This window comes from Rathayibacter sp. AC182 (assembly GCF_979253875.1).
Map to the genome: position 1 here is coordinate 2,086,385 of NZ_CEEDEK010000005.1, position 13,600 is coordinate 2,099,984.

Genomic DNA, 13,600 nt, shown 5'->3' on the forward strand with positions numbered 1-13,600 from the left:
CGGAGTCTGGAGCGGGATCGAGCCTCGGGGAGTACGGTGTCAGGAGTCGTGCGCGCGGTCCCGGATCGCGCCGCTCGCGGTGGCCAGCGCGGTGGCGAGCGCCTCCGCCCCGCCGCCCTGCAGGCCCGCCGCGTACCCCGCGAGGAACGTCGTCAGCGGAGCCGCCGGACGCACGATCCCGTGCGCGGCGTCGCCCGCCAGCGCGAGCAGCGCGTCGCGCCCGATCGGCACCTCGTCCAGTCCCAGCGCGGTGCACAGCTCGTCCCACCACTCGCGGAGCACGTCGTCGGTGGGCCGGTCGTCCGTCGTCTCGTTCATCCGCTCAGTCTGACGGGACGGACGGCGGCACGTCGATGCCGTGCCGCCGGGCGTCGTCCGGGCCGTCGACGTCGGCGGTGGCCTCGGCGGGGACGGCGACGAGTGCGACCGCGAGATGGCGCAGGAGCGCGCGCACCGAGGCTCCGTCCGGGGTGCCGAGCGCGTCGAGCGCCCGGACGAGCGACCGCGTCCTGTGCACGCCCAGCAGCTGCTGGGCCCGGCCCTCGGCGTCGACGGCGAGGACGGAGTCGGAGTCGGCGCTCGCGGCCTCCGCGAGCAGCCGCTGGACGGCGGCGGCGGGCGCGACCAGGTCCGCGGCGAGAACGAGCACCCACTCCGGGGCGGCGGGCCGCAGGAGCCGGGGGAGTGCGGCGGCGAGCCCCGCGACCGGCCCGCCGAACGGGGGATCCTCCTGGACCAGCAGCGCCGTCCCGGCCTCCGGAGCCAGCTGCGCCGGCCCGGCGACGACGGTCCGCTCGGCGCCCTCGACGGCCGCCAGCACCGTGGCGAGCAGGGTCGCCCCGCTGTGCACCAGGAGCGGCTTGGTCGCACCGCCGAGGCGGCGCGCGCGCCCGCCGGCGAGCACGACGGCGTCGAAGCGGGGGAGGGGCGCGGGGTCCGTCACGCTCCGAGGCTACGCGGGGCCCCGCCTCGGCCGACCCCGCTCCGGTGTCGGAGGTCGCGGCTACTCTGTACGGGTGGTAGCAGCCCTGTATCGCCGGTACCGGCCCGAGACGTTCGCCGAGATGATCGGCCAGTCGCAGGTGACCGATCCGCTCATGACGGCCCTGCGCACCAACCGCGTCAATCACGCCTATCTCTTCAGTGGTCCGCGCGGCTGCGGCAAGACCACGTCGGCCCGCATCCTCGCCCGCTGCCTGAACTGCGCGCAGGGTCCGACCGACACGCCCTGCGGCGTCTGCGACAGCTGCGTCGAGCTCAGCCGCGAGGGCCAGGGCTCGCTCGACGTCGTCGAGATCGACGCCGCGAGCCACAACGGAGTCGACGACGCGCGCGACATCCGCGAGCGCGCGGTGTTCGCCCCGGCCCGCGACCGCTTCAAGATCTTCATCCTCGACGAGGCCCACATGGTCACGCCGCAGGGCTTCAACGCGCTGCTCAAGATCGTCGAGGAGCCGCCGGAGCACGTGAAGTTCATCTTCGCGACGACCGAGCCCGACAAGGTGATCGGCACCATCCGCTCGCGCACCCACCACTACCCGTTCCGCCTCGTCCCGCCCGCGCAGATGCTCGACTACACGCAGGAGCTCTGCGAACGCGAGGGCGTCGGAGTCGCGGCGGGCGTCCTGCCCCTCGTGGTCCGCGCGGGCGGCGGCTCGGTCCGCGACACGCTGTCCCTGCTCGATCAGCTGATGGCCGGGTCCGAGGACAGCACCGTCGAGTACGAGCGCGCCGTGGCGCTGCTCGGCTACACCCACGGCGCCCTCCTCGACGAGGTGATCGACGCGCTCGCCGAGCACGACTCCGCCGAGGCGTTCGGAGCGGTCGACCGGGTCATCCAGACCGGTCAGGACCCGCGGCGCTTCGTCGACGACCTCCTCGAGCGGCTCCGAGACCTCATCGTCGTCGCCGCCACCGGAGCGGCGGCCGCCGCGGTGCTGCGCGGCGTCTCGCAGGACGAGCTCGACCGCATGGCGGGCCAGGCCCGGGCGCTCGGCCTCGCCGAGCTCTCCCGCGTCGCCGACCTCGTCAACGACGCCCTCACCGAGATGACCGGCGCCACCTCGCCGCGCCTGCACCTCGAGCTGATGATCGCGCGCGCCCTGGTGCTGGGTGGCGCCCCGTCGGCGGGCGAGCGCCCGCAGGAGGCCGCCCGCCCGCAGGAGGCCGTGCGCCCGCAGGCGCCGCGGGCCGCCGATGAGCCGCGCGACCGGGCCCCGCCGCTCCGGCCCCGATCGCTCCCGCCCACCGCATCGAGCGTCCGGCCGCCGTCATCGCGACGGCCGTCCCGGTCGAGCCGGCGGGGCCCGTGGTGCCCGTCGAGCAGGTTCCGGCGCAGTCCGCCCCCGAGCCCGCCTCCGTTCCCACTCCGCCGGCCGACGCCGCTCCCTCCGCCCCGGTCGTGCCGGCCGCCGCCGAGGAGGGTCCGATCACCCTGCAGCGGATGAAGGACAGCTGGCCCGAGATCCTCGAGGTCGTGCAGAAGGCCAGGATGACCGCCTGGCTCGTCGCGTACACCGCCCAGGTCCGCGCGCTGAAGGACGACGTCCTCACGCTGTCCTTCCCGAGCCAGAACGACGTCGACTCCTTCAAGATGGCGGGCACCGCCGGTCAGCCCGGCGTCAGCGAGCACCTCCGGCAGGCGATCCAGCAGGTCCTGGGCCTGCGGGTGAAGTACATCGCCCGCGTCGAGCCGTCGGCGGCCGCTCCCGAGGCCGAGCGCGCCGCGTCCCGCGCGGCTCCGGCGCCCGCCGCCCCGACGGCCTCGGCGGCCCCCGCCCCGGCCCCGGCCGCGACGGACTCCGACGGCTGGGCGACCGTGGCCATCCCCGCGGACCCCGATCCGGCGCCCGCGCCCGCCGAGGCTGCTGCCGCCGCTCCCGCCCCGGCCGCCGCTCCCGCCCCCACGGCCTCAGCGGCTCCCGCCCCGCCGCGCGCGCCCGTCCCGGCTCCCGAGCCCTCCGACGAGGCGCCCCCGTTCGACGAGGAGCCGCCGGAGGAGGACATGCCGCCGGTCGAGCCGCCGATGCCCGACTCCTGGGCCACCGTCGCGCCTCCGGGGGAGCCGACCGCGGCGCCCGCGCCCGAGCCCGTCCGCGGTCCCGCCGCGGCTCCCCCTCGCCGCGAGGCGCCCGCCCGCCCGGTCACGAGGACCACCCGCTCCGCCACCGCTGACGGCCGCCAGCGCTACGGCGAGGCCGTCGTGCGCGAGATCCTCGGCGCCCAGTTCATCGAGGAGCAGCCGCACGTCCCGCGCGGTCCGCGCGTGAGCGGCGCGTGATGCTCCCGTCCCTCCACCCCGTCCGCCCCCACCGAGAGGAGGCGACCGCATGTACGAAGGCATCGTCCAGGAGCTGATCGACGAGCTCGGCCGGCTCCCCGGCATCGGACCCAAGTCCGCGCAGCGCATCGCGTTCCACATCCTGCAGACCGAGACGTTCGACGTGACCCGTCTGGCCGAGATCCTGCTCGAGCTGCGGGGCCGCGTGCACTTCTGCGACATCTGCGGCAACGTGGCCGAGGAGGCGACGTGCGGAATCTGCCGTGATCCGCGCCGCAGCCGCGCCGTCATCTGCGTCGTGGAGGAGGCGAAGGACGTCCCCGCCATCGAGCGCACCCGCGAGTTCCGCGGGCTGTACCACGTGCTCGGCGGCGCGATCAGCCCCATCGACGGCATCGGCCCGGATCAGCTGCGCATCCGCCAGCTCCTGCAGCGACTCGCCGACGGCGAGGTGCAGGAGGTCATCATCGCGACCGATCCCAACCTCGAGGGCGAGGCGACCGCCACCTACCTCTCGCGCATGCTCAGCACCCTCGGCATCCGCATCACCCGCCTCGCCTCGGGCCTGCCCGTCGGCGGCGACCTCGAGTACGCCGACGAGATCACCCTCGGCCGCGCCTTCGAGGGCCGCCGCCTCGTCGAGAACTGACCCAGGAGGAGGCGAGCGTCCCGCCCGACACATGGCCCCTCGCGCATGCGCCCGCCGGTAGACTCCCTCGTCGGGTCGCGACGGCCCCCAGCCACCGACCCGGGAGCAGCACGTGAGCCTGATCGTCCAGAAGTTCGGCGGGTCCTCCGTCGCCGACGCGGAGAGCATCAAGCGCGTCGCGAAGCGGATCGTCGCCACCAAGCAGGCCGGCAACGACGTCGTCGTCGCCGTCTCGGCCATGGGCGACACCACCGACGACCTCCTCGAGCTCGCCCACCAGGTGACCCCCATCCCGGCCCCCCGCGAGCTCGACATGCTCCTCTCCTCGGGCGAGCGCATCTCGATGGCGCTGCTCGCCATGGCCATCAAGAGCATGGGGTACGAGGCCCGCTCGTTCACCGGCAGCCAGGCCGGCATGATCACCGATGCCCAGCACGGCGCCGCGCGCATCGTCGACATCACGCCGGTGCGCCTGCGCGAGGCCCTCGACGAGAACGCGGTCGTCATCGTCGCCGGCTTCCAGGGCTTCAACCGCGACACCAAGGACATCACCACGCTCGGCCGCGGCGGCTCCGACACCACCGCCGTCGCCCTCGCCGCCGGCCTCGGCGCGGACACCTGCGAGATCTACACCGACGTCGACGGCGTCTTCACCGCCGACCCCCGCGTGGTGAAGCGCGCGCGCAAGCTCGACCGCATCTCCAGCGAGGAGATGCTCGAGCTCGCCGCCGCCGGAGCGAAGGTCCTGCACATCCGCGCCGTCGAGTTCGCGCGGAGGCACGGGGTCACGCTCCACGTGCGCTCCTCGTTCAGCCCCAACGAGGGCACCATCGTCTACAACGCCGGAGCAGCCGGCACCGAGAAGGGACAGACCGTGGAAGAGCCCATCATCGCCGGCGTCGCCGCCGACCTGAACGAGGCCAAGATCACCGTGGTCGGCGTGCCCGACATCCCGGGGAAGGCCGCTCAGATCTTCACCATCGTCGCGAAGACCGGATCGAACATCGACATGATCGTGCAGAACGTGTCGGCCGCCTCGACCGGGCTCACCGACATCTCCTTCACGCTGCCCAAGGCCGACGGGCAGACGGTCCTCATGGCGCTCAACGCCGAGAAGGACGACGTCGGCTTCCAGGCGCTCCAGTACGACGACCAGATCGCGAAGCTCGCGCTCGTGGGCGCCGGCATGCGCACCAACGCGGGAGTCTCGGCCAAGCTCTTCCGCTCGCTCTTCGAGGCGGGCATCAACATCGAGATGATCTCGACCAGCGAGATCCGCATCTCGGTCGTCACGCGCGCCGACACGGTGAACGAAGCGCTGCGCGTCGTGCACACCGCCTTCGGGCTCGACGGCGAGGACGACGCGGTCGTCTACGCCGGCACCGGCCGCTGACGGACACCGACCCCCGCGATCCCGCCGATCGCGCGGTAAACGGGCGCGGAGAGCACTCCCCGCCCGGTACCTTCTCACCGGTACCCGCTCCCGCGGAACCCGACCCTACGAGCCGGCGGCTCCGCCGCCCGAACGAAAGAGCAGAGCATGAGCAGCACCCCCTCCACGTGGGCGTCGTCGGCGCGACCGGACAGGTCGGCAAGGTGATGCGCCGCCTCCTCGAGGAGCGCGACTTCCGGATCGCCTCGATCCGCTTCTTCGCCACCGCGCGCTCAGCCGGGACGACCCTGCCGTTCCGCGGCGAGGACGTCGTCGTGGAGGACGTCGAGACGGCCGACCCGTCGGGCCTGGACATCGCGCTCTTCTCGGCCGGAGCGACCGGCTCCCGGGCGCAGGCCCCGCGCTTCGCGGCCGCCGGTGCCCTCGTGATCGACAACTCCAGCGCCTGGCGCATGGACCCCGAGGTCCCGCTCGTCGTCAGCGAGGTCAACCCGCACGCGATCGACCAGGCCGTCAAGGGCATCATCGCCAACCCCAACTGCACGACGATGGCCGCGATGCCGATCCTGAAGGTGCTCGACGCCGAGGCCGGGCTCACCCGCCTGATCGTCAGCACCTACCAGGCCGTCTCGGGCAGCGGTCTCGCCGGGGCGAACGAGCTCGCCGGCCAGGCGAAGGCGGCCGTCGCCGATGAGCGCCTCCTCGACCTGGTGCACGACGGCTCGGCCGTCGCGTTCCCGGACCTGGCCGTCTACGTCGCTCCGATCGCCTTCGACGTCATCCCCTTCGCGGGCAACCTGGTCGAGGACGGCCTGAACGAGACCGACGAGGAGAAGAAGCTCCGCAACGAGAGCCGCAAGATCCTCGAGCTGCCGGGCCTGCTCGTCTCCGGCACCTGCGTCCGCGTCCCCGTGTTCACCGGCCACTCGCTCTCGGTGAACGCCGAGTTCTCGCGCGAGCTCACTCCGGAGCGCGCCCGCGAGCTGCTCGCCGACGCTCCCGGAGTGGTGCTGCGCGAGGTGCCGACGCCCCTCGTGGCCGCCGGCACCGACCCGAGCTACGTCGGCCGGATCCGCGCCGACGAGGGCGCCCCCGAGGGTCGCGGTCTCGCGTTCTTCATCAGCAACGACAACCTGCGCAAGGGCGCCGCCCTGAACGCCGTGCAGATCGCCGAGCTGATCGCCGCGCGTCCCGCCGCCTCCTGACGGCTCGGCGGCGCCGTCCGGGCCGAGCGGACCGCTCGACTCCGCGCGGTGCCGCCGGCCTCCGCGTCGAAAAGCCGCGAATTTGATGACGGTGCGGCCCCCGTCCGGGCTGCCGACCCTTCCGCGACGGTAAACTCGATTCTCGTGAACTCCTCGGAACCGGTCGACGTCGCCCTCATCGGAGGGGGCATCATGAGCGCCACGCTCGGAGCCCTCCTGACCACGCTCCAGCCCGACTGGACGATCGCCGCCTACGAGCGCCTCGGCGACGTCGCGCAGGAGTCCTCGAACCCCTGGAACAACGCCGGAACGGGTCACGCCGCCCTCTGCGAGCTGAACTACATGCCCGAGGCGGCCGACGGCTCCGTCGACCCCGCCAAAGCGATCCAGATCAACGAGCAGTTCCAGATCTCGCGCCAGTTCTGGGCGAGCCTCGTCGAGGCCGGCGCGATCCGCGAGCCCTCGAGCTTCATCAACGCCGCTCCGCACATGACGTTCGTGCACGGCGAGGCCAACGTCGAGTACCTCCGCAAGCGCTACGAGGCGCTGAAGGACCAGCCCTCTTCGCAGGCATGGAGTTCACGGAGAGCATCAAGACGATCCACGAGTGGGCCCCCCTGCTGATGGAGCAGCGCCCCGCAGGCGGTGGACCCTACGCGGCGACCCGCATCCCGGCGGGCACGGACGTCGACTTCGGCGCGCTCACCCACCAGCTGTTCGATCACGTGGTCGGCAACGGAGGCACGCTCGACACCGGCCACGAGGTCACGAACATCAGCCGCCGCAAGGACGGACTCTGGCAGCTCGATCTCAAGCAGCTCGTGGGCAGCACGCCCAAGCGCGTGCTCGCCCGCTTCGTCTTCGTCGGCGCCGGCGGTGGAGCGCTGCACCTGCTGCAGAAGTCCGGGATCCCCGAGATCAAGGGCTTCGGCGGCTTCCCGATCTCGGGCCAGTTCCTCCGCACCGACAACCCCGAGATCGTCGCCCGCCACCAGGCGAAGGTCTACGGCAAGGCCGCCGTGGGCGCCCCGCCGATGTCGGTGCCGCACCTCGACACCCGCGTCGTCGACGGTGAGGCGTCGCTGCTCTTCGGGCCCTACGCCGGATTCACGCCCAAGTTCCTCAAGCGCGGCTCGTGGCTCGACCTGCCGCTCTCGATCCGCCCGCACAACATCGGGCCGATGCTCGCGGTCGCCCGCGACAACCTCGACCTGATGAAGTACCTCCTCGGCGAGGTCGTCGCCGGCCGCGGCAAGAAGATGAAGGCGCTCCGCGAGTTCCTGCCCACCGCCCGCTCCGAGGACTGGTACCTGATCACCGCCGGTCAGCGCGTCCAGGTGATGAAGAAGGACGAGAAGAAGGGCGGAGTGCTGCAGTTCGGCACCGAGGTCATCACCGGGGGCGAGGGCACCATCGCCGGCCTCCTCGGCGCCTCGCCCGGGGCGTCGACCGCCGTGCCGATCATGCTCGACGTGCTGAAGCGCTGCTTCCCGGACGAGCTGAAGGGCTGGGAGCCGCGCCTCCGCTCGCTCATCCCGAGCTACGGCTCGACCCTGAACGACGCTCCGGAGGCGGCCGAGCGCACGGTCGCGGCGACGGCCGAGACGCTGGCCCTGGGCGCCTCGGTCTGAGCTCCGCTCTCCGCGGCCGGTCGCGATCCCGCGCCGATCGGCCCGGAGAGTTCGAACATATGTTCTAATTGCTCCATGAGGTGGAGCGGGCAGTCGATGAGCGCGGCCGACGAGAGCGCCCTGCCCGGCCTCGTGCGGCTGACGGATCTCGTGCGGACGACCCGCACCCCCGAGTTCGACGGCATCACGTTCTACGAGGTGCTGGCGAAGTCGGCGCTCAACCGGGTGCACACGTCGTCCAAGATGCCGTTCGGCTGGACCATCAACCCGATGCGCGGGTGCACCCACGCCTGCACCTACTGCTTCGCCCGCCCGACCCACGAGTACCTCGAGTTCGACGGCGGCCGCGACTTCGACTCCCAGATCGTGGTGAAGGTCAACGTCGCCGAGGTGCTCACGCGCGAGCTCGCCCGGCCGAGCTGGGAGCGCCATCCGGTGGCCCTGGGCACCAACACCGATCCGTACCAGCGGGCGGAGGGGCGCTACCGTCTGATGCCGGGCATCATCGCGGCCCTCGCGGCATCCGGCACGCCGCTCTCGATCCTCACCAAGGGCACGCTCCTCCGTCGGGATCTGCCGCTGCTGAAGGAGGCGGCGGAGCACGTCCCCGTCGACCTCGGGGTCTCCATCGCCGTCTACGACGAGGACCTCCAGCGCTCCGTCGAGCCCGGTGCGCCCACCGCCGCGGCCAGACTCGCCACGGTCACCGCCGCGCGCGAGGCCGGATTCGACTGCTCGGTGTTCCTGATGCCGATCCTCCCGTTCCTCACCGACACGACGGCCCATCTGGACGCGTCGCTGCGGGCGTGCCGCGAGGCGGGGGCGACGTCGATCCTGTACTCCACGCTCTACCTCAAGCCCGGGGTGAAGGAGTGGTTCCTCCAGTGGCTGGCGCACGAGCACCCCGAGCTGCTCGACCGCTACCGCTCCCTCTATCCCGGCGGCTCGGCCTACGCCCCGAAGGAGTACCGGCGCTGGCTGGCCGATCGCATCCGCCCTCTGATGCGCGCCCACCGCCTCGAACAGGGGAGGGAGGATCCGGCGACCGGCTCCGTGCGCTCTTCCGGTCTCGGGATGCTGAAGGTGCTCGGCGGCGACCGTCGGCCGCTCCAGCACGGCGGCCTGCTCGCCGAGGAGCTCGGAGCCGAGCGTGCGGCGATCCTGCCGGGAGTCGGTCAGCCGACCCTCTTCTGACCCCCGTCGCGCCGATAGGATCGACCCATGGTGACCCGCTCCGGCGAGCCCTCGCCCGGCTCCTCCGCTCGGAGCGCCGACGACGAGCCCCGCCGCGCCGTGCGCCTCGGGATCCTCGACGACCACGAGCTCCTCCTCGACAGCATGAGCAGCTGGATCGCGGCCAACGCGCCCGACTTCGACCTCGTCGTCAGCGCCGGCACCTGGATGGAGCTCGTCACGAGCACCGTGTTCCCGACCCAGGTCGTCATCATGGACTTCGAGCTGAGCGAGCCGATCTCGATCGAGGCGCGGATCCGGACCTGCCGCGCCGCGGGGGCGACCGTGATCGTGCTGTCCGAGCGCGAGGACGACGAGGTCCGCGACCGCTGCCTGCGCGCGGGAGCGGCCAGGCACCTCACCAAGTCCCAGCCCATGCGCGACGTGATGGAGAGTGCGCGCTCCGCGATGGAGATGCGCTCGAACGCCGGATCCGCGACGCAGTGGCGCCCGCTGCCCATCGGGGTCGCGGCGCAGCAGCGCCCGAAGCTGAGCGCGGGGGAGCTGGAGGCGCTCCGGCTGTACGTCGGCGGCTCCAGCACGCCGGAGGTCGCCGCCGCGATGAACGTGCGGTTCGAGACCGCGAAGACCTATCTGCGCCGTGTGCGCCAGAAGTACGCCAAGGTGGGCCGACCCGCGAGCCGCCGGGCGGAGCTCATCCGGCGCGCCGCCGAGGACGGATTCCTCGAGTGAGCCGCGCCCCCCGCACCAGCACCGAGGAGACCTGATGGCCAAGCTGTACTTCCGCTACGGAGCCATGAACAGCGGCAAGAGCACGTCGCTCCTGCAGGCCGCGCACAACTACGAGGAGCGCGGCCACCGCGTCCTGCTGGCCAAGCCGTCGGTCGACACGAAGGGCGAGGAGCTCATCGTGTCGCGACTCGGCGTGACCCGTCCGGTGGACATCCTCTTCCGGCCGGACGAGGACCCGGTGGCCGTCTTCACCGCCGCGCGCGCCCGCACCCTGGCCGAGTCGGCGCGCGATGTGAGCGCCCTCCTCGTCGACGAGGCGCAGTTCCTGCCCGAGTCCCACGTCGACGATCTGCTGCGGATCGCGATCCTCGAGAACGTGCCGGTCCTGGCCTACGGCATCCGCACCGACTTCCGGACCGCCGCGTTCCCGGGCAGCAGGCGCCTCCTCGAGATCGCGCACAGCCTCGAGGAGCTGAAGACGATCTGCCGGTGCGGGCGCAAAGCGATCTTCAACGGGCGCGTCGTGGACGGCCGCTTCGTCTTCGACGGCGACCAGGTCGCCATCGACGGCGCGTCCGTCACCTACGAGTCGCTCTGCGGATCCTGCTACCTGCAGGAGAGCCGCGGCCGGCTGCGCGGCTGAGTCCCCGAGGCATCCTCGCTGTCGCGTCACCCACGCGAAACGAACTAGTGGGTAGCCTTGCGGGCGTGACATCACCGGAAACGGAACTACGCCTTTCGGAGCACGAGGAGAGGTCGGGGGGATCGATGGCGGCGCAGGAGACCACTCCGAAGCGCGGAACGTCCTGGGAGCAGGAGTACCGTCGGCGACTGCTGGCGACGGACATCGTCGCGATCCTCGTCTCCGTCCTCGGCACCCAGCTCTTCTGGTTCGACCTCGACCTGGGCTCCGACGTCGGGTTCAACAACCCCGTCGAGATCCCCATCACGTACGCGTGGGTCTCCGTCATCCTGGTGCTCGGCTGGCTCATCGCCCTGCAGGTATTCGACACCCGCGACCGGCGGATCATCGGCACCGGCTACGCCGAGTACCGGCGCATCGTCGACGCCTCCATCTGGCTGTTCGGCATCGTGGCGATCATCGCCTACCTCCTGCAGATCCTCCTGGCGCGCGGCTACATCGTCACCGCCTTCCCCGCCGGGATCCTCCTCATCTGCGTCGGCCGTCTCTGCTGGCGCGCCTGGCTCACCCGGCAGCGCCGGCAGGGCCGCTTCGCCAACCAGGTCGTGCTCCTGGGCTCGCGGGCGAGCGTCCTGCACACCGCCCGCGAGCTGCGCCGCGGCACCGAGGCGGGCTACAAGCTCGTCGGCGCGGTCTCGACCTCGCCGGGGGAGCGGAAGCACTCCTCGCCGACGACGAGCTGACGGGCCTCGCGGTCCACGGCTTCACCGGGGTCGACGGCGTCCGCGCGGTCATGGATGCGACCGGCGCCGACACGGTGGTCGTCACCAGCTCGGACGAGCTCGCCCCGCAGCGCATCCGCGAGCTCAGCTGGACGCTGGAGCCCGGCCGCGAGCACCTCGTCGTGGCCCCCAGCCTCACCGACATCGGCGGCCCCCGGATCCACACCCGCCCGGTCGCGGGTCTGCCGCTCATCCACGTCGAGACGCCGCGCTTCGACGGGCGCCAGCGCTTCGCCAAGCGCCTCTTCGACATCGCCGCGTCGACGCTCCTGATCATCCTGAGCGCCCCGGTGCTCATCGTCGTCGCCGTCCTCGTCAAGACGACGAGCCCCGGACCGATCCTCTTCCGCCAGGAGCGGATCGGGCTGAACGGCGCCACCTTCGAGATGCTCAAGTTCCGCTCGATGGTGGTCGACGCCGAGGCCCGCCTCGCCTCGCTGGCCGCTCAGCAGCGCGACGAGGGCAACAGCATCCTCTTCAAGATGGCCAAGGACCCGCGCGTCACCAAGGTCGGCGCCGTGCTGCGCCGCTTCAGCCTCGACGAGCTGCCCCAGTTCCTCAACGTCTTCCGCGGCGACATGTCGCTCATCGGACCGCGCCCGCCCCTGGCGCGCGAGGTCGAGCAGTACGAGGAGCACGTGCACCGCCGCTTCCTCATGAAGCCGGGGATCACGAGCCTCTGGCAGGTCAGCGGCCGCTCCAACCTGTCGTGGGAGGACACCGTCCGCCTCGACCTCTACTACGTCGAGAACTGGTCGATGACCGGCGACCTGATCATCCTCTTCAAGACGGCGCGTGCCGTGCTCGCCCGAGACGGCGCGTATTGAGCGGCACGCACCACGCGACTCCGGAGCGGAGCATGGCCGTCTCGGTCCTCGACGTGCCGTTCCGGGTCGTGTTCGGCGGCGGCCTCTCGGACCGGGACGTCGAGCGGATCACCGCCAGCTGGGCGGATTGCCTCGCACCGGCCGGTGGTGACGGGCGGATCGTCCACGCCGATGTCCTGCCCTCCCGCCCCGGCGGTGACGACGTCAGCGTCCTCGCCGGCTCCGTCGCCCAGCTGGAGGAGTCGCTGACCTCGACCCTCACCGTGCAGGCGATCGGCGCCCGCCGTCACGAGCTCCTGATGCTGCACGCCTGCGGCGTCGCCGACGGGTCGGGCAGGGTCCTCGCCTTCGTCGCGGCGTCCGGCACCGGCAAGACCACCATGGCGCGCGCGCTCGGACGCCGGTTCGGCTACGTGACCGACGAGACCGTCGCGGTCGCGGAGGACGGCGCCGTCGTGCCCTATCCCAAGCCGCTGTCGATCAAGCCGCTGACCGGGAGCGCCCCCAAGGCGCAGCTCGCGCCCGGTGGGCTCGGACTCCTGCCCCGTCCCGCCGCGCCCCTCGTGCTCGCCGGAGTGGTCCTGCTGGACCGTCGCCCCGGGGTGGGGGAGCCCTTCCTCGAGCCGGTCGATCCGGTGGAGGCCGTGGACGGCCTCGTGCCGCAGACCTCCTACCTCTCGGCCCGTCCGCGCCCGATCCTGCACCTCGTCGAGACGCTGCGCGCGCTCGGAGGGGTCCGCCGGCTCGTGTACTCGGAGTCCGCGGCGGCGCTCGACCTCGTCGAGCAGCTCTTCTCGTCGCTCGACGTCCCCGCTCCGTCGATCTGGGACGAGGTGCTGGCGCTCCCGCTGCCGGAGCGGGCGGGCGACGAGGCCGACCTCGCGTGCGCACCGGCCGACGACGCGCTCCTCACGCCCTCCGGCGAGCTGCTCGTCTTCTGCGCGGGGACGCTCGTCCGCCTCTCCGGGATCGGCCCGTCCGTCTGGCGCCTCGTCGGCAGTGGAGCCGCCGGGGACGACCTCGTCGCCGCGGTGCTCGCGGACGTCGGCGGTGCACCCGACGGAGTGGACCCGCGGGAGGCCGTCGGCGCGGCGGTCGACGAGCTCGTCGCGCTCGGGGTGATGACGAGGAGGAGTCCCGCACGGCCCACCCCCGACGGGGTGCACACGTGATGCGCCGCGAAACAGCGCGGATACACGGCTGTGTAACAATTCCAGGGCTCACCGTCTCCGACGGTCGCGCCTCGATCCGAACCAGTGAAGGA

Annotated in this window: 11 protein-coding genes and 2 pseudogenes; 11 read left to right on the forward strand and 2 right to left on the reverse strand. The window is 72.3% G+C overall.

The window, feature by feature from the left end; translation table 11 throughout:
- Positions 1–39: 39 nt before the first annotated feature.
- Together AC0CII_RS23020 and mobA are read right to left on the reverse strand one after the other, a co-directional pair.
- The gene (locus AC0CII_RS23020; protein WP_465226326.1) at positions 40–318 is read right to left on the reverse strand and encodes a DUF6457 domain-containing protein; all 279 of its coding nucleotides are present in this window, start codon (positions 316–318) and stop codon (positions 40–42) included.
- A gap of 4 nt (positions 319–322) precedes the next feature.
- The gene (mobA, locus tag AC0CII_RS23025) at positions 323–943 is read right to left on the reverse strand and encodes a molybdenum cofactor guanylyltransferase (RefSeq protein ID WP_465226325.1); all 621 of its coding nucleotides are present in this window, start codon (positions 941–943) and stop codon (positions 323–325) included.
- A 73-nt stretch (positions 944–1,016) separates the two neighbouring features.
- Here mobA and AC0CII_RS23030 point away from each other — a divergent pair.
- From AC0CII_RS23030 to AC0CII_RS23080, 11 genes and pseudogenes are all read left to right on the forward strand, one after another.
- Positions 1,017–3,280: pseudogene (locus AC0CII_RS23030) on the forward strand (DNA polymerase III subunit gamma and tau).
- Between the two features lie 49 nt (positions 3,281–3,329).
- On the forward strand, positions 3,330–3,929 hold the full coding sequence (recR, locus tag AC0CII_RS23035; protein ID WP_104222157.1) for a recombination mediator RecR: 600 nt from the start codon (positions 3,330–3,332) through the stop codon (positions 3,927–3,929).
- A gap of 112 nt (positions 3,930–4,041) precedes the next feature.
- Positions 4,042–5,322 carry an aspartate kinase gene (locus tag AC0CII_RS23040; RefSeq protein WP_207406796.1) on the forward strand — a complete coding sequence of 427 codons (1,281 nt, stop codon included), beginning with the start codon at positions 4,042–4,044 and terminating at the stop codon, positions 5,320–5,322.
- A 167-nt stretch (positions 5,323–5,489) separates the two neighbouring features.
- Positions 5,490–6,527, forward strand: a complete 1,038-nt coding sequence (locus tag AC0CII_RS23045; protein WP_465230726.1) for an aspartate-semialdehyde dehydrogenase — start codon at positions 5,490–5,492, stop codon at positions 6,525–6,527.
- 192 nt (positions 6,528–6,719) lie between these two features.
- Positions 6,720–8,158, forward strand: a pseudogene (locus tag AC0CII_RS23050) (malate:quinone oxidoreductase).
- A 75-nt stretch (positions 8,159–8,233) separates the two neighbouring features.
- A complete protein-coding gene (locus tag AC0CII_RS23055) occupies positions 8,234–9,352 on the forward strand; it encodes an Rv2578c family radical SAM protein (RefSeq protein WP_465230727.1) in 1,119 nt (372 codons plus the stop codon).
- 27 nt (positions 9,353–9,379) lie between these two features.
- Positions 9,380–10,084, forward strand: a complete 705-nt coding sequence (locus tag AC0CII_RS23060; protein ID WP_242683368.1) for a helix-turn-helix domain-containing protein — start codon at positions 9,380–9,382, stop codon at positions 10,082–10,084.
- 34 nt (positions 10,085–10,118) lie between these two features.
- A complete protein-coding gene (locus AC0CII_RS23065) occupies positions 10,119–10,727 on the forward strand; it encodes a thymidine kinase (protein ID WP_207406805.1) in 609 nt (202 codons plus the stop codon).
- A gap of 125 nt (positions 10,728–10,852) precedes the next feature.
- A complete protein-coding gene (locus tag AC0CII_RS23070; protein WP_465226321.1) occupies positions 10,853–11,470 on the forward strand; it encodes a hypothetical protein in 618 nt (205 codons plus the stop codon).
- A gap of 50 nt (positions 11,471–11,520) precedes the next feature.
- Positions 11,521–12,336, forward strand: a complete 816-nt coding sequence (locus AC0CII_RS23075) for a sugar transferase (RefSeq protein ID WP_465230728.1) — start codon at positions 11,521–11,523, stop codon at positions 12,334–12,336.
- Entirely contained in the window at positions 12,219–13,508 is a 1,290-nt protein-coding gene (locus AC0CII_RS23080; protein ID WP_465230729.1) for a hypothetical protein, read from the forward strand. The genes AC0CII_RS23075 and AC0CII_RS23080 overlap by 118 nt, the downstream gene beginning before the upstream one ends.
- Positions 13,509–13,600 lie beyond the last annotated feature (92 nt).